This is a genomic window from Flavobacterium panici (genome assembly GCF_024499525.1).
Classification (GTDB): domain Bacteria; phylum Bacteroidota; class Bacteroidia; order Flavobacteriales; family Flavobacteriaceae; genus Flavobacterium; species Flavobacterium panici.
Map to the genome: position 1 here is coordinate 2,962,874 of NZ_CP100437.1, position 16,004 is coordinate 2,978,877.

Sequence of the window (16,004 nt, forward strand, 5' to 3'; positions counted from 1 at the left end):
CAATTTTAAATACTTAAAAAAAATAAATTCGTAAAAATAAGGGTAACTTTTTGAATTTTAGGGTTAAGAAATTATGAAAAAATGTTTATTTAATGAATAATACTGAGCTTTTTTGTTATATTTCTTTACAACATAATCACTATTCTTTAAAAAAGGCTTCATACGTTGAAAATTCTGCTTATAAAATTCTCAATTATAAGTTTAAAAAAGGGGCTTTTATTGTTTATATTTGTTGCTCATTTTTTTAGTGAAAATTATTACGAATTTTAAAATTATATACATGTCAACATTACGTTTCCAAGCTTTACAAGAAGCTTCTACAAGAAAGCCGGTACACTTTGAAGAAATTGATAAGAAATCGAATCTTTTTGGATCAAATGTGTTTAATGAGAAAGCAATGAAGCAGTTTTTAACTTCAGATGCTTTAAAAGGAGTAAGAGATGCCATTCAACACGGAACGAAAATAGAACGTAAACTGGCAGATTATATCGCCATGGGAATGAAAGAATGGGCATTGGCAAAAGGTGTTACACATTATACACACTGGTTTCAGCCATTAACGGGAACTACTGCAGAAAAACATGATGCTTTTTTTGAAACATCATATGACGGAAGTGACCCTGTAGAGAAATTTGGCGGAGCGCAATTAGTACAGCAAGAACCAGATGCGTCAAGTTTTCCTAACGGCGGAATCAGAAACACATTTGAAGCAAGAGGATATACAGCCTGGGACCCGACTTCGCCAGCCTTTATATATGGTACAACTTTATGTATCCCAACCGTTTTTATCGCGTATACTGGTGAAGCCTTAGATAATAAAATACCTTTATTAAGAGCGTTATCTGCAATTGACGAAGCGGCTACAGAAGTTTGTAAATACTTTGATAAAAACGTAAAAAAAGTAACCGCAACTTTAGGATGGGAGCAGGAATATTTCCTAATCGATAAAGCTTTGGCAAACTCACGCCCTGACTTAGTAATGACGGGAAGAACATTATTAGGACATACATCTGCAAAAGGACAGCAGTTAGATGATCATTATTTCGGGTCTATTCCAACTCGTGCTCTTACTTATATGAGAGATTTAGAGCAGGAATGTATGTTATTGGGAATTCCAGTAAAAACGCGTCATAACGAAGTAGCACCAAATCAGTTTGAGTTGGCACCGATTTTTGAAGAAACAAATCTTGCCGTAGACCACAACTCTTTATTAATGGATGTAATGCAGAGAGTAGCAGAGCGTCATGACTTTAAAGTATTATTTCACGAAAAACCATTTAAAGGAGTAAACGGTTCAGGAAAACACAACAACTGGTCGTTGGCAACAGATACCGGAGTTAACTTATTGAGTCCGAGTAAAACGCCAATGAGCAATTTACAGTTTTTAACTTTCTTCATTAATACTATAAAAGCAGTAAATGATAATGAAACTTTGCTTCGTGCATCAATTGCAACAGCAAGTAACGATCATAGATTAGGAGCAAACGAAGCACCGCCGGCAATTATGTCTGTTTTTATTGGAGCGCAGTTAACAAAAGTATTATCTGAATTAGAAAGCGTAACAACAGGAAAACTTTCTCCAGAGGAAAAAACAGATTTAAAATTAAACGTAGTTGGTAAAATTCCAGATGTATTATTAGATAATACAGACAGAAACAGAACTTCGCCTTTTGCCTTTACAGGAAATAAATTTGAGTTTAGAGCCGTTGGTTCAAATTCAAACTGTTCAAACGCAATGACAACTTTAAATGCAATTGTAGCAAAACAATTAATAGATTTTAAAAATGAAGTAGAGAACCTGATCGAGTCAAAAGACATGAAAAAGGACGATGCTATTTTTAATGTTTTAAGAGAATACATCAAACAATCTAAAAAAATTCTTTTTGAAGGCGACGGTTACAGCGAAGCTTGGGAAAAAGAAGCGGCAAAAAGAGGTTTGAGCAACTTTAAAACAACTCCGGAAGCGATAAAAGCTAAAGTTTCTAAACAAGCTTTAGATTTATTTGCTGAATTGGGAATCTTTAATCACGTTGAAGCCGAAGCACGTTACGAAATTGAATTAGAAGAATACACTAAAAAAATCCAGATTGAAGGAAGGGTTTTAGGAGATATTGCCAGAAATCACGTGATTCCAACAGCAATTCGTTACCAAAATACATTAATTGAAAATGTAAAAGGTTTAAAAGAAATCTTCGGGAAAGAATTTGAAACTATTGCAAAAGAACAAATCACTTTGATCAAAGAAATTTCTGGTCATATTGAAGGAATCAATTCTAAAGTTTTGGCCATGACCAATGAAAGAAAAAAAGCAAATCAGTTAACAGATGGTCAAAAAATGGCCGAAGCATATTGCAATACTGTAAAACCATATTTTGAAGACATACGTAATCACTGTGATAAATTAGAATTATTAGTTGATGACGAAAGCTGGACATTAACAAAATACAGAGAATTATTGTTTACTAAATAATTTTTTTCGCCACGAATTACACGAATTTTCACGAATTTTATTTTTCAAAAATCATCCTACAAGGATGATTTTTGTTTTTTAAGAAAAAAAGATTCGTGAAAATTCGTGTAATTCGTGGCAAAACTTTTTTTGAATCCTATATACCTGAATACCTAAAGAATTAAAAAAAGGGATTATCTTTGCACCACATCAACACAAACTAATTTTCATGAGTTCAGATTCTAGCAAAAGATATGCACAAAGAGGTGTTTCGGCATCAAAAGAAGACGTACATAACGCTATAAAAAATATTGACAAAGGTTTATTTCCGCAGGCATTCTGTAAAATTGTCCCAGATTATTTGACTCAGGACAACGACCACTGCTTAATCATGCATGCCGACGGAGCGGGTACAAAATCATCTTTGGCTTATATGTATTGGAAAGAAACCGGAGATCTTTCGGTTTGGAAAGGAATTGCTCAGGATGCTTTAATCATGAATATTGACGATTTATTATGTGTTGGGGCAACCGATAATATTTTACTTTCTTCAACCATTGGAAGAAATAAAAACTTAATACCGGCTGATGTTATTTCTGCAATCATCAACGGAACCGAAGAATTAATCAACGAACTAAAATCTTTTGGCGTAACGATTCATTCAACTGGAGGCGAAACTGCCGATGTTGGAGATGTTGTTCGTACCATCATTGTTGACTCAACTGTTACAGCTCGCATGAAACGTGCAGATGTGGTAGACAATGCTAAAATTAAAGCTGGAGACGTAATTGTTGGTTTGGCTTCTTTTGGACAGGCAACTTACGAAAAAGGATATAACGGAGGAATGGGAAGTAACGGATTAACTTCTGCACGTCATGACGTTTTCGGAAAATATCTGGCTAAAAAATATCCTGAAAGTTACGATGCTGCTGTTCCGGAAGAATTAATTTATTCTGGTCAGGTTAATTTAACTGATGAAGTTGAAAACAGTCCAATAAACGCAGGTCAATTGGTACTTTCCCCAACAAGAACTTACGCACCAATTATCAAGAAAATTTTAGATAAATACACTCCAAAAGAAATTCACGGAATGGTGCATTGCAGCGGAGGCGCGCAGACTAAAATTTTACATTTCGTTCAAAATTTACACATTATAAAAGATAATTTATTTCCGGTTCCGCCATTGTTCAGGTTAATTCAGGAACAATCAAAAACGGATTGGAAAGAAATGTATCAGGTTTTCAACTGCGGTCACCGTATGGAACTTTATGTTCCTGAAAACATTGCACAGGATATTATCGAGATTTCAAAATCATTCAATGTTTATGCGCAAATCGTAGGTAGAGTAGAAGCAGCCGATGCTAAAAAACTAACGATCACCAGCGAATACGGAACATTCGAATATTAATTTTTTTTTGAGATACAAAGAATCAAAGGTTCAGAGTTGCAAAGGTTTTTTTAGCACCTGAATTTTAGTAGAGACGCACAGCAGTACGTCTAACATTACGAAAGACGCACTGCTGTGCGTCTCTACAATTTATAAAACGCCAGTATTATGTACGAACTGCTTTTTTGGAGATACTTAGACGAAATTTACCTGAACCATCATGAGGTTTACGAAGCTCTTGTTGAAAAAGAAGAAGTTGACGGCCTTGAAAAACTGCCTGTTGAGGTAATTATCAATCGTATTAATTCTGTTTTTTCAAAATGGGAAAGAGTTGATGAAAACAGTTGGAAAAATAATGCAGGAAAAGGAGCGTTTCAGGTTATTACCACTCCGCAAAGTATTAAAATTGATTGTTATGGAACCGAAGGAAAAACCATGAATCAATTAGTAGATTTGATGGCAGAATTCAAATGTCCGCTTTACGATCCGCAGGTTCCGGAGCGTTATGATGAAATGAGTGAGTAGTTTTTTGTGAATATTTCATAAATAATTGTAAATGTATAGTTCCTACGGAACATTTTTCTTGGGAGGTATTATTTTTCTACCGATATTATACTCCTAGCGGAGTAAGATATTATAAGTAAATATCTCGTAGAGATTAAATATCGGTAGATATGACGTATTTACAGGTTTCACATTGTCCCGTAGGGACTACATTTTTACTCAAAGAATGTCTGGAAATATTTAACTAATCGAAATAAACCAATGAACCAAACTTCAAATTTCAGCTTCACAGATAATATAATTTTAGAAGACGACTTCGTTTTATTACGTCCTATTCAGGAATCAGATGTAGAAAATTTACTGGAAATTTCCCTCAACGAACCAGAAACCTGGAAATATTCTTTAGTTGGTGCTGAAGGAAAAGACAATTTGATCAACTACATACAATTGGCAATAAAAGAAAGAGAAGATAAAAAAGAATTTCCTTTTATTGTTTTTGATAAAAAATCTCAAAAATACGCCGGTTCAACGCGTTTTTATGATATCAAACTTGATTTTAAAACTTTACAATTAGGTTATACTTGGTACGGATCAGCTTTTAGAGGAACCGGACTAAACAAACACTGCAAATTTTTATTACTTCAATTAGCTTTTGAAACCCTTGGAATGGAGCGAGTAGAATTTCGTGCCGATAATAATAACGAAAGAAGCATCGCCGCAATGAAAAGCATCGGCTGTAAAGTAGAAGGTGTTTTAAGAAGCAACATGCCAACACGAGACGGAAATGTTCGTCGTGATTCTATCGTTTTAAGCATTCTAAGAAACGAATGGTTTGACGAGGTAAAAGAAAGTCTAAAGCGTAAGCTTTAAAAAAAACGCTAGGCTCGATTCATTTTTAAACCGGATTAAAATCCGGCTCTACAATATAAACCGTTCCTTCGGAACTCTTGTTTATTGGGTATAATTTTAAATGAATTAGAAATCCATTGTTTTAAAAAGATTTTTTTTGGAAAAAACTATTGGATTTTCATAGACCGAACCAATTGAACATAATCATTATAAAGAGCCGCTAGGCTCGATTCATATTGTAGGGCTGGATTTTAATCCAGTTTAAAAGAATGGACAATATAAAAACAGCCACTAGGCTCGGTTGTTATATTTATATTTTAAATTTAAATTTTTTAAAAGTATAAATTATCGTAATTTTCTGAACGAAACAATTACAGAAAATTACCCAATGAATATTTTACAAAAACCTGCTTTTATTGTTGCATTTGGAACTTTTATGTTTGCTTTTACAGCAAATACAAATGCTCAGAAAAAAGAAAACAACCTTAAAAATTTGATTCAATATGTTGATCCAATGATTGGAACAGCAAAAATGGGGCATACCTATCCGGGAGCAACAGTACCATTTGGAAGCGTGCAGTTAAGCCCGGAAACCGATACCATTGCGTACAGCTTAAACGGAAAATATAATGGTGAAGTTTATAAATATTGCGCAGGATATCAATATGAAGACAAAACAATTGTAGGTTTCAGCCACACCCATTTTAGTGGAACAGGTCATTCTGATTTAGGAGATTTTCTAATTATGCCAACAACAGGAAAACTGCAATTGAATCCCGGCGTTGCTTCAAAACCTTTGTCAGGCTACAGATCGGTATTTTCACATTCAACAGAAAAAGCAGAACCTGCTTATTACAGCGTACTTCTGGAAGATCATAATATTAAGGCCGAATTGACTGCAACAACAAGAGTAGGAATGCATCAATATACTTTTCCAAAATCAGATGAAGCCCATATTATTCTTGATTTAACTTCTGGAATTTACAATTACGATAAAAAGAATGTCTGGACTTTTGTACGAGTAGAAAACGATACTTTAATTACAGGATATCGTCAGACAAATGGCTGGGCGAGAACAAGAACTGTTTATTTTGCTATGTCTTTTAGTAAACCAATTAAAAGTTACGGACAGGCCGCTCAGGAAAAAAGTGTTTACAGAGGTTTTTGGGGAAGATTCGATCAAACGAAAAATTTCCCTGAAATGGCAGGACAAAACATGAAATTGTTCTTTGATTTTGATACAAACGAAGGCGAAAAAATCAAAATTAAAATGGCTTTATCGCCTGTAAGTTCAGCAGGCGCATTAGAAAATATGAAGAAAGAAATTCCGGATTGGGATTTTGAACGTGTTAAAAAACAAAGTCAGGAAGTTTGGAATAAAGAACTAAATAAAGTTCAGGTTGAAACCATTCAAAAAGAAGATTTGGTTAATTTTTATACCGCAATGTATCACGCCTTTTTAGGACCAACAGAATACATGGACTTAGATCGAAATTACAAAGGTTTGGATATGAATGTTCATAAAGCCGAAAACTTTACAAATTATACCAGTTATTCGCTTTGGGATACGTATAGAGCTTTGCACCCGTTATTCAACATTGTGCAGCCGAAAAGAAACTCGGATATGGTAAGTTCAATGCTGGCGCATTCAGACCAAAGTGTGCATAAAATGCTTCCGATATGGTCGCATTATGCGAATGAAAACTGGTGCATGATTGGATATCATTCTGTTTCTGTTGTGGCAGATGCAATTGTAAAAGGGAATACTAGTTTTGATGCAGAAAAAGCGCTTCAGGCTTGTGTTAATACTGCAAAAGTGCCTTACTATGATGGCTTAGAATTTTATATGAAAAAAGGTTATGTACCTGAAGATAAAAATGGTGCTTCGGTTTCGAAAACTTTAGAATATGCTTATGATGACTGGGCGATTGCACAGGCAGCGAAGAAATTAGGAAAAACAGATATCTATAATGAATTCATCGAAAGATCGAAGAATTATAAAAATGTTTATGATGAAAAAACAGGTTTTATGCGTCCTAAATTAAACGACGGAACTTTCAAAAAAGAATTTGATCCGCTTGATACACACGGACAGGGTTTTATCGAAGGAAATTCATGGAATTATAGTTTATACGTTCCGCAAGATCCTGCCGATATGATTAAAATGATGGGTGGAAATGAAAAGTTTAAAGTTCGTTTAGATTCATTGTTTAATATGCATTTACCGGATAAATATTTTGAAAACACAGAAGATATTACAAGAGATGGAATTATTGGAAATTATGTTCACGGAAACGAACCTTCACATCACGTAGTTTATTTATACAACTGGACAGATTCGCCTTGGAAATCACAAGATAAAATCAGAATGATTCTTAAAAAAATGTACCGAAACGGGGCAGATGGTTTAGGAGGAAATGATGATTTTGGACAAATGAGTGCCTGGTATATTTTCAGCAGTTTAGGATTTTATCCAGTTGCTCCGGGTTCTGATGAATATGCATTGGGAAGTCCGCTGGTTAAAAAAGCTGTTTTTAATTTAGAAAACGGAAAAAACTTTGAAGTTGAAACCGTAAATCAATCGGATAAAAATGTATTTGTGAGTAAAGTTTTGCTGAATGGAAAAGAAATTTCAAGACCTTTCCTGAAACATGCAGATGTTATTAATGGTGGTAAAGTTACTTTTTACATGAGTGCAAAACCGAATAAAAAGAATTATCAAAATTAAGATGGGCCACGGATTTTACTGGTGAAACGGGTTTACACTGATGTTTATTTAATTTAATGTCACCCTGAGCGAAGTCGAAGGGCTTTTACGACGAAAAAGGGCTTCGACTTCGCTCAGCCTGACAGAAACGGGGACTCAGACTTACTAGAGAATAAAATTTAATTCGTGAAAATTTGTGAAATTCGTGGCAAAAAAATAAACGTAAAAGGGCTTCAACTTCGCTCAGCCTGACAGAAAGGATAGCTCAGCCAGACAAGAGAACAAAATTAAATTCAAGAAAATTTGTGCAATTCGTGGCAGAACAACAAAAAACTTCACGAAATTTGCACTTCAAATAAAGACAATCAATATGAAAATAAATTTAAAATCAGGAATTGATAAACTGCTTTTTGGAATGAAGCAGAATGATGTTACAGCTGTTTTAGGAAAACCTGATAAAAACTATAAAGATGAAGATGACAATGTGATTTTTGTATACAATGCACACAAAATCAGATTGACATTTTATGAAGAAGAAGAACTTAAATTAGGCTATTTAGTAGCGTCAAGCAATGATTTGGAAGTTTTCGGATTTAAAATAATCGGAAGAAAAATTGCTGATGTAAAGAAAGATTTTGCTGCAAAAGGAATTACAAAATATACTCAGGAAACTTTTGATACTTTCGAAAATTACTTCAACGAAGACAATTGGTTTATTCTTCAAACGGAATTTGATGAGGTTGTAAAATTTGAAATTGGTGCAATTATCAATGATAAAGATGAGTTTGCCTGGAAGTTTCCGGTTAAGAAATAATTAGGCTTTTAAAAACCTTTGCCAAAGTTTTAAACTTTGGCAAAGGTGAGATACAATATTGTCAGGCTGAGCGAAGTCGAAGCCCATCAACAGTGCAGATTTGACTTGCGGGACTTCGACTTCGCTCAGTCTGACAAACGGAACAAATAATCACAAAAAAAACCGACAAGCGATTGTCGGTTTTTTTATGGGTTTAAAAGAAATTATCCTTTTAACCATGCATTTTTAAGTTTCTCTTTTGAAGCATCAGTTGCTTTAAAAGTTTCAGTTTCTTCAAATGGTAATTTTACAGTTCCCTTTATAGTTTCTTCTTTACCATCACGTTTTATTTTTAAAGTAATTGGATCATTTTCTTTCCAGTTTTCACTTGCACCAATAAGTTCGTAAATGTTCTCTAAAGAATAAGCTTTGTTATTTACTGCTAAAATAATATCGCCACCTTTTAAGTTTAAGTTTTTGAAGAAATCGTTTAGTTCAACATCAGGACGAACTGCGATTTCTTTTGTCTGCTTATCAATTTTGATATAAGGTGTTTGTCCTTTTAAGAAAACAGCTCCGGTTTTTTTCTCCATTGCTTTTGTTACACCAACTTTAGCCAAATAAAAATCGTAAGGAATTGGAGTTGTTCCCGCTACATATTTGTTTAAGAAATCCCCAACTTCAGGATAAGTCAATTGTGTGATTTTAGCAAATAATTCATTATCGTTGAATGGTTTTTCAACACCATATTCAGTTGATAATTTATGCATTAAATCAAGAATTCCTCTTTCACCGTTGCTTTTTTCTCTAATGATAATATCAATACACATTCCAATCAGCGCCCCTTTTTGGTACACGTTTAAGTATTGATCTTTATAGGGTTGTTCTAAAACATTAGCACTCATTTTAGTAAATGACATTGTATCATCTAATTTTTTTGCCTGCTCAATTTTATCTGCAATTCTAGTATAGAATTCTCCTTCGTTAATTAAACCCTGGTTGATTTGGAAAAGATTTGCAAAATATTCTGTTACACCTTCGTACATCCATAAATGCTCAGACATTTTTGGGTCATTATAATCAAAATATTGGATTTCTTTTGAGTGAACTGTCAATGGAGTTACAATGTGGAAAAACTCATGAGAAACAACATCTTTCATTGATTCTACCAATCTTTCTTTTGGCATAGATTCAGGAAGTACAACTGTAGTAGCAGTTGGGTGTTCTAAAGCTCCAAATCCGTGTGCATCGTCTTTTGCCATGCTTGATAAATACAATAATACTGTATACTTTTTATTAGCATTTACTTTACCTAAAAAGTTTTTCTGAGCTGTCATCATTGTTTTCATTTCAGGAGTAATACTTTCTGCAGTAAATTTTCCAGTTGGAGAATAAACAGCAATTAAAATATCCATTCCGTTAACGTTGAAAGTAGTGTAATCTGGTTTAGAATACATAATTGGATTTTCAACTAATACAGCATAACGAGTCGTTGTAAAAACATCGCTTGTTTTGCTTGCATCTTCATCAGTCATTGAAGTTGCTCCCCAAAGTGTTTCAGGATGTGTAATGGTAACTTTGTACGGAATTTCTAGTTTGTCTTTGAAATACCCAACAAAACCATGTGTATTTACTAAGAAATTTTCTCCGGCTTTGATGTTTGTTCCTGCAGGTGAGAAAACATCATCATTACCAAATCCGGTACCTTTTTCAGTGTCAAAAGTATCATTAACTAAATAAGTAATTTTTTTAAGCGTTTTAGCATTAGCAATCGACCATGAATTATCGCCAAGTCTGGTTACAGTTAATGCATTTCCTTTAGCATCATAAGCTTTAAAATCTTCTGAGTATTTTCCATAGTTATCAGTAGAATAAGTTCCTGGAACTGTTTTTGGAATACTGTAGATAATTTCATCTGTTTTAATTGCAGGAGGCGTTACAGTTACCAAAACTTTATCGTCTTTTACATCAACAAGATTGATGTTAACGTCTACGACATTTTTTTCAGAAACTGAAGAACTTCCTGTTTTACAGCTCCAAAGCGTTACTGCAAGAGCTAAAGTGTAAAGTATTTTTTTCATTTGTTTATGTTTAGTTATACCTATCAGACTAGAAAATTACAAAATAGTTACAAAATCATTGTAAAAAGTTATAAATAAAAAAAAACTCCTGCTTTTACAGGAGTTTTAAATCTTAGTCAAATTTATTTTTAATATAATATTTACCATCCAAGTCTTCGTCAAAATCATCAATTTTAATAGGCTTTGGTTTAGGTTTATTCGCTATAGCCTTCTTTTTCCACATCTCAAATTTTTCAAGAGGCATTTTCTTCTTCATTATTTCAAGAACTTCTTTTTCTTCCAATCCAAACTCTTTTTTTATGATTTCAAATGGATTTCTTTCTTCTAAGGCTAACGAAACAAGTCTTTCCGTTTGTTCCCAATTCAATTCTTTGCGGTTACTCTTTTTCATCTCGTGAAAATTAATTCAAAATAGAGGGTTAATGATTAATAGATTGATTTTCATTTTATATATCAATATTAATAAAAAAAATAATTAGTTGGTACGCCCAGGTATATTTTTTTTATTGATTTTTAGTGTTTTTTGCAGATCTTGTTTTCTGAAACGGAATTTGCAATAAATTTTTCAATTGGTTGTTTTCTTCGGCAAGCATATGAGTATCTACGCCGTAAATTAATTGATCTTTTGGTAAATAGGTATAAGTACCGAAAAGCCTGTCCCAGACAGAAAAAATATTTCCATAATTGCTATCAGTATAAGGCAGTACATAATGATGATGCACTTTATGCATATTGGGAGAAACTATAAAATAACTTAAGAATAAATCCAGTTTATTTGGCAGCGAAATATTGGCATGATTAAATTGTGAGAATATAACAGATAAAGACTGATATAAAAATACCATCCACATTGGGCTTCCTACAATCAATACACCAAGTGTTGTAAACACAAAACGAATTATACTCTCTCCCGGATGATGCCTGTTTGCCGTTGTGGTATCAATCCAGGTATCGGTATGGTGAATTATATGAAAACGCCATAAAAACTTAATTTTATGTTCTACAAAATGAACTAAATAAGCGCCAATTAAATCTAATAAAAGCAGACCAATAATAGTATAAAGCCAAATAGGGATTTGAGGAAGCCATTGTAAAATCCCGAAATTATTTTCAGTGGTCCAGCTGGCCGTTTTTATTAAAATAAAAGCCAGAATAAAGTTGACAATAATAGTGGTGATGGTAAAAAAGATGTTGATTCCCGCATGATGCCATTTTCTATATTGCATTTGAAACAAAGGGAAAGTATTTTCTATTACCCAAAAAAGTGTAATCCCGCCAATTAAGATAAGACTCCGGTGTGAAGACGGAATAGTGCTGAAATAAGAAATAATTTCGTTCATAACCAATTAGATTTGAGTTGAAATGAAGCTTTCTTTTTTCGATTTTATCTAAAGAAAAAGAGAAAACCAAATATAAATATATCTGATTTTCTCTTTAAATTTTATAATTGGTTAAAATTTTTATGCTTTTTTAATCAAACTAATAATAAATAGTAAAATCCATGCACCTCCAACAGCAATTAAAATCTGCCATAAAAGTCCGCCGCCGCCAATACCAAGCTTAGCTGCAAGCCATCCTCCAAATATACCGCCAAGGATTCCAACAATGATATTACCAATTAAACCAAAACCAGCACCTTTCCAGATTTGACCCGCAAGCCATCCTGAAATTGCACCAATAATTAAAAAATATATAAAACTCATGATTAGGATAAGTTGATTGTTAGTTAGTGTGATCTTCTTCGTTTTTCTGTAAAAGGAGCTTATAAATAAATCCTGCTGCAACAGCACCTAAAATTGGCGCGACCCAAAACAGCCAGACCTGCGAAAGCGGTTCTCCGCCCGCAAAAATTGCCTGAGATAATGATCTTGCAGGATTTACAGAAGTATTTGTAATTGGAATACTTATTAAGTGAATTAAAGTTAATCCTAAACCAATTGCAATTCCGCAGAAGTTAGTGTTTGCACATTTATCAGTACTTCCTAAAATGATCAATAAGAAAAATAAAGTCAATACAAATTCAGCAATAAAAGCAGCCTGTAATGAATATCCATCTGGAGAAAATGCCCCAAAACCATTTGATGCAAAAGCTCCGGCTTTAGTATTATCGATTATAAATCCTGCTTTTCCTGATGCAATTGTATATAATGTTCCCGCAGCAGCAATTGCACCAATACATTGCGCAATTATGTAAGGAATAAGATCTTTGGCAGGAAATCTTCCGCCAGCCCATAAACCAAATGAAACAGCCGGATTAAAATGTCCGCCCGAAATATGTCCAACAGCGTAAGCCATTGTCAAAACAGTTAAACCAAATGCTAAAGCAACCCCTGCAAACCCAATTCCTAATTCAGGATAACCGGCAGCAAAAATGGCACTTCCACAACCTCCAAAAACCAGCCAATAAGTTCCGAAAAACTCTGCAAACAATTTTTTCATAATAAAATAATTTAAGATTAATAGATTTGATTGTTATAGGGTATATTGGAATGCCCAAACTATCAAAACAATTTGTAAGGACAAACGTACAAATAAAATCCATTTTGGTAAACCAAAACTCGCTTTTTTATTTTGAAACATATATAAATTGGCAGGGAATATTGCAATCAATAATGCAATAATTCCCCATGCAGCATATTGCGTAGTAAGAGAGAACATTAATAAAATCCCCAATAAAATTTCTGCGATTCCGCTTAAAGTATTGAGTATTTGAGGGTTTTTAAAAAATGGAGGAATGATTTTAATGTACATTCCGGGTTTTCGAAAATGATTAAATCCGGCAAGTATATAAAGTATCGCCATTAAATATAAGTGCCAGGGTAAGTTCATGATAATTAATTATTTATAACGAAATTATAAAAAAATTAACACTTATTACATTACAAGACAGCTTTTTTTAATAAGATGTTAAAAAGCCTTATATTTTGCGTTTGAAATTTACATTCATAATAATGATTGCCAGAATGATAAGAACAATTCCAACCCATTGTGTAAAAATCACTTTTTCATTTAAAAGTACATAAGCCATCATTACTGAAACCGGAAGTTCTAATGCAGAAACGATACTTCCTAAACCAATTCCGGTTAACGGAAAACCTAAATTCATTAAAAGAGGCGGAATTATGGTTCCGAATAATGATAAAACAATTCCCCATTTCAGGAAAATTGCCAGATTGAAAGGGGTAACCTGGGTAAAAAATCCAAAAGTAAATACAATTACAGCACCGCCAAGAAGCATATATAAACTACGCTGAGCAGAAGAAATTCCTGTAGCTACACGATTTGCTGTAAACATTGTGGTTGTAAACGAAGCTGCGGCCAAAACTCCCCAAACAATTCCGCGCCAGTCTAGAGCAATATCATTATGGATAATATTAGTTGCCAAAACGGTTCCTATTAAGACAATAAAAACGGCTATAACTTTTTGTTTAGAGGGTAATTTTTTTTCTAAAATCATTTCAAGTAAAACTCCCATCCAAACGGTCTGCATTAATAAAACGATACCAATAGAAACGGGAATAAATTTAACAGCCAGATAATAGAACAAACTTGTCATTCCTAAAGAAGTACCGGCAAGCATTAAATGAAATATATTCTTTGAAGTAGCTTTTACTACTTTTTCTTTATTTTTTACTTTTTGAAGAGCGTTGATAATCAAAATACCAATTATTCCAAGTACAAATTGAGAGGTTGTTACTTCGGCAGTTGTATATCCTTCAGAATAAGCCATTTTTACAAAAGTGGCTAACATTCCGTAAGTTGTAGCTCCTAAAGCAACTAAAAATACTCCCTTTAATACGTTATTTTGTGACATTTTGATCGTTTATTTTAAAAAATTCAAGCTGGCAAAGGTAAGTTATTTTGTTTAAGAATTAATAGAAAATCTATACAAACGTTATCAATGTGCATATTGATTACGTGTTATTGAATTCAATTTTAAAGATTTGACAGAATTTAAGAAAATGAAAAAGCCACCAAAAACTAAATTTTGATGGCTATATTATGTTTTAAAAAGAATTTAAAATCCTTATTTAGGCTGATTTTGATACGTTTCAATTTCAAAAACCAAAGTAGCGTTTGGTGGAATAACTCCTCCGGCACCTTGCGCTCCGTAAGCTAAATTTGCAGGAAGGAAGAAAATTGCTTTTTCTCCATCTGTCATCAAATCAAGCGCTTCGATGAAACCAGGAATCATACCGTCTTTTTTACCAACAGTAAAAGGAAAAGCTTTATATCCGCCTTGAGCGTCTCTGTTTGCATCGTATTTTCCGTATGCTTTAGCTACATCAGTTATACTGCTGTCAAAAAGATTTCCGTCTTCAAAATATCCTGCATAATGAAAAAAGATATTAGAACCTTCAGCACCTTTTACACCCGTTCCGTTTTTAGTAACTACATATTTTAAACCAGATGCAGTTGTAGTTGCTTTAGCTTTTGTAGCTGTAAAATAAGCAGCTTTTTCGGCAGCAACTTTTTGAGATTGTGCTTTTAAGATTTCTAGTTTTTTAGCTTCTTCCGCTTTATCAGCTTCTTGGTTTTTTTCATTATCACTAAAAACTTTTACAGCATCAAATTTTTTAGCTGCGGCACCTTTGCGGGTAATTGTAATTTTTGTCATCACATCATTCTGAGCAATTTTATTTACAACGTCCATTCCAGAAACTACATGACCAAAAATAGTATGTTTTCCGTTTAACCAAGGTGTATCTTTATGTGTGATAAAAAACTGGCTTCCGTTTGTTGCAGGACCAGAATTGGCCATTGCTAAAACACCGCCTTTTTCAAATTTTAAATCGCTGACAAATTCATCTTTAAAAGAGTATCCCGGGCCTCCAGAACCATTTCCGTCCGGATCACCACCCTGAATCATAAAATCTGCAATAACTCTGTGGAATTTCAAACCATCATAAAATGGCTTTCCTTTAAGCTTTTCTACTTTTACAAAAGGATTTTTTCCTTCTGCCAAAGAAATAAAGTTAGCCACTGTAACGGGAGCTTTTACATATTCTAATGAAAGAACAATATCTCCTTTTGTTGTTGAAATTGTAGCAAAAATACCTTCAGCTGGATTTGCCGCAACAGCTGTTTTAGCCGTTTTTGGTTTTGCTTTCGTAGTAGTTTTTTTTGCTTGTGCCTGAATGTTTAATACAGCCAGACAGAATAAAAATAGAAATTTAAATTTCATTGTGTTTTTTAATTTAAGTCTGTAAAACTAATTATAAGAATTTAATTAT

The 16,004-nt window shown here is 33.5% G+C and carries 14 protein-coding genes; 6 read left to right on the forward strand and 8 right to left on the reverse strand.

What is annotated here, in order from left to right; translation table 11 throughout:
* The first annotated feature begins 280 nt into the window (after positions 1-280).
* The 6 genes from NLJ00_RS12635 (at position 281) to NLJ00_RS12660 (ending at position 8,710) form a co-directional block, all read left to right on the forward strand.
* Positions 281-2,470: a glutamine synthetase III family protein gene (locus NLJ00_RS12635; protein WP_053474106.1), complete on the forward strand. Its 2,190-nt coding sequence runs from the start codon at positions 281-283 to the stop codon at positions 2,468-2,470.
* A 208-nt stretch (positions 2,471-2,678) separates the two neighbouring features.
* The gene (locus tag NLJ00_RS12640; RefSeq protein WP_256637437.1) at positions 2,679-3,857 is read left to right on the forward strand and encodes an AIR synthase related protein; all 1,179 of its coding nucleotides are present in this window, start codon (positions 2,679-2,681) and stop codon (positions 3,855-3,857) included.
* A gap of 147 nt (positions 3,858-4,004) precedes the next feature.
* Positions 4,005-4,361, forward strand: coding sequence for a hypothetical protein (locus tag NLJ00_RS12645; RefSeq protein ID WP_053474104.1), 357 nt, complete (start codon positions 4,005-4,007; stop codon positions 4,359-4,361).
* Between the two features lie 240 nt (positions 4,362-4,601).
* Positions 4,602-5,210, forward strand: coding sequence for a GNAT family N-acetyltransferase (locus NLJ00_RS12650; protein WP_256637438.1), 609 nt, complete (start codon positions 4,602-4,604; stop codon positions 5,208-5,210).
* Positions 5,211-5,577: 367 nt separating this feature from the next.
* Complete coding sequence (locus NLJ00_RS12655; protein WP_408611645.1) at positions 5,578-7,917, forward strand: GH92 family glycosyl hydrolase; 2,340 nt, start codon at positions 5,578-5,580, stop codon at positions 7,915-7,917.
* A 349-nt stretch (positions 7,918-8,266) separates the two neighbouring features.
* Positions 8,267-8,710 carry a hypothetical protein gene (locus NLJ00_RS12660; protein ID WP_180861473.1) on the forward strand — a complete coding sequence of 148 codons (444 nt, stop codon included), beginning with the start codon at positions 8,267-8,269 and terminating at the stop codon, positions 8,708-8,710.
* Positions 8,711-8,913: 203 nt separating this feature from the next.
* Here NLJ00_RS12660 and NLJ00_RS12665 read toward each other — a convergent pair whose 3' ends face one another.
* The 8 genes from NLJ00_RS12665 to NLJ00_RS12700 form a co-directional block, all read right to left on the reverse strand.
* Positions 8,914-10,770 carry a M61 family metallopeptidase gene (locus tag NLJ00_RS12665; protein WP_180861472.1) on the reverse strand — a complete coding sequence of 619 codons (1,857 nt, stop codon included), beginning with the start codon at positions 10,768-10,770 and terminating at the stop codon, positions 8,914-8,916.
* A 112-nt stretch (positions 10,771-10,882) separates the two neighbouring features.
* Positions 10,883-11,161 carry a DUF2805 domain-containing protein gene (locus NLJ00_RS12670; protein ID WP_053474100.1) on the reverse strand — a complete coding sequence of 93 codons (279 nt, stop codon included), beginning with the start codon at positions 11,159-11,161 and terminating at the stop codon, positions 10,883-10,885.
* A gap of 112 nt (positions 11,162-11,273) precedes the next feature.
* On the reverse strand, positions 11,274-12,110 hold the full coding sequence (locus NLJ00_RS12675; protein ID WP_256637439.1) for a sterol desaturase family protein: 837 nt from the start codon (positions 12,108-12,110) through the stop codon (positions 11,274-11,276).
* Between the two features lie 120 nt (positions 12,111-12,230).
* Positions 12,231-12,473, reverse strand: coding sequence for a GlsB/YeaQ/YmgE family stress response membrane protein (locus NLJ00_RS12680; RefSeq protein ID WP_053474098.1), 243 nt, complete (start codon positions 12,471-12,473; stop codon positions 12,231-12,233).
* Between the two features lie 19 nt (positions 12,474-12,492).
* On the reverse strand, positions 12,493-13,209 hold the full coding sequence (gene aqpZ, locus NLJ00_RS12685) for an aquaporin Z (protein WP_053474097.1): 717 nt from the start codon (positions 13,207-13,209) through the stop codon (positions 12,493-12,495).
* A gap of 33 nt (positions 13,210-13,242) precedes the next feature.
* Complete coding sequence (locus NLJ00_RS12690; RefSeq protein WP_256637440.1) at positions 13,243-13,599, reverse strand: DoxX family protein; 357 nt, start codon at positions 13,597-13,599, stop codon at positions 13,243-13,245.
* Positions 13,600-13,687: 88 nt separating this feature from the next.
* Positions 13,688-14,584, reverse strand: coding sequence for an EamA family transporter (locus NLJ00_RS12695; protein ID WP_256637441.1), 897 nt, complete (start codon positions 14,582-14,584; stop codon positions 13,688-13,690).
* Between the two features lie 213 nt (positions 14,585-14,797).
* Positions 14,798-15,955: a peptidylprolyl isomerase gene (locus NLJ00_RS12700; RefSeq protein WP_256637442.1), complete on the reverse strand. Its 1,158-nt coding sequence runs from the start codon at positions 15,953-15,955 to the stop codon at positions 14,798-14,800.
* Positions 15,956-16,004 lie beyond the last annotated feature (49 nt).

Bases quoted from the DNA above. Each gene is read 5' to 3' on its own strand.
- NLJ00_RS12635 (WP_053474106.1), top strand. From the start codon at position 281: ATGTCAACATTACGTTTCCAAGCTTTACAAGAAGCTTCTACAAGAAAG.
- NLJ00_RS12640 (WP_256637437.1), top strand. From the start codon at position 2,679: ATGAGTTCAGATTCTAGCAAAAGATATGCACAAAGAGGTGTTTCGGCA.
- NLJ00_RS12645 (WP_053474104.1), top strand. From the start codon at position 4,005: ATGTACGAACTGCTTTTTTGGAGATACTTAGACGAAATTTACCTGAAC.
- NLJ00_RS12650 (WP_256637438.1), top strand. From the start codon at position 4,602: ATGAACCAAACTTCAAATTTCAGCTTCACAGATAATATAATTTTAGAA.
- NLJ00_RS12655 (WP_408611645.1), top strand. From the start codon at position 5,578: ATGAATATTTTACAAAAACCTGCTTTTATTGTTGCATTTGGAACTTTT.
- NLJ00_RS12660 (WP_180861473.1), top strand. From the start codon at position 8,267: ATGAAAATAAATTTAAAATCAGGAATTGATAAACTGCTTTTTGGAATG.
- NLJ00_RS12665 (WP_180861472.1), bottom strand. From the start codon at position 10,770: ATGAAAAAAATACTTTACACTTTAGCTCTTGCAGTAACGCTTTGGAGC.
- NLJ00_RS12670 (WP_053474100.1), bottom strand. From the start codon at position 11,161: ATGAAAAAGAGTAACCGCAAAGAATTGAATTGGGAACAAACGGAAAGA.
- NLJ00_RS12675 (WP_256637439.1), bottom strand. From the start codon at position 12,110: ATGAACGAAATTATTTCTTATTTCAGCACTATTCCGTCTTCACACCGG.
- NLJ00_RS12680 (WP_053474098.1), bottom strand. From the start codon at position 12,473: ATGAGTTTTATATATTTTTTAATTATTGGTGCAATTTCAGGATGGCTT.
- aqpZ (WP_053474097.1), bottom strand. From the start codon at position 13,209: ATGAAAAAATTGTTTGCAGAGTTTTTCGGAACTTATTGGCTGGTTTTT.
- NLJ00_RS12690 (WP_256637440.1), bottom strand. From the start codon at position 13,599: ATGAACTTACCCTGGCACTTATATTTAATGGCGATACTTTATATACTT.
- NLJ00_RS12695 (WP_256637441.1), bottom strand. From the start codon at position 14,584: ATGTCACAAAATAACGTATTAAAGGGAGTATTTTTAGTTGCTTTAGGA.
- NLJ00_RS12700 (WP_256637442.1), bottom strand. From the start codon at position 15,955: ATGAAATTTAAATTTCTATTTTTATTCTGTCTGGCTGTATTAAACATT.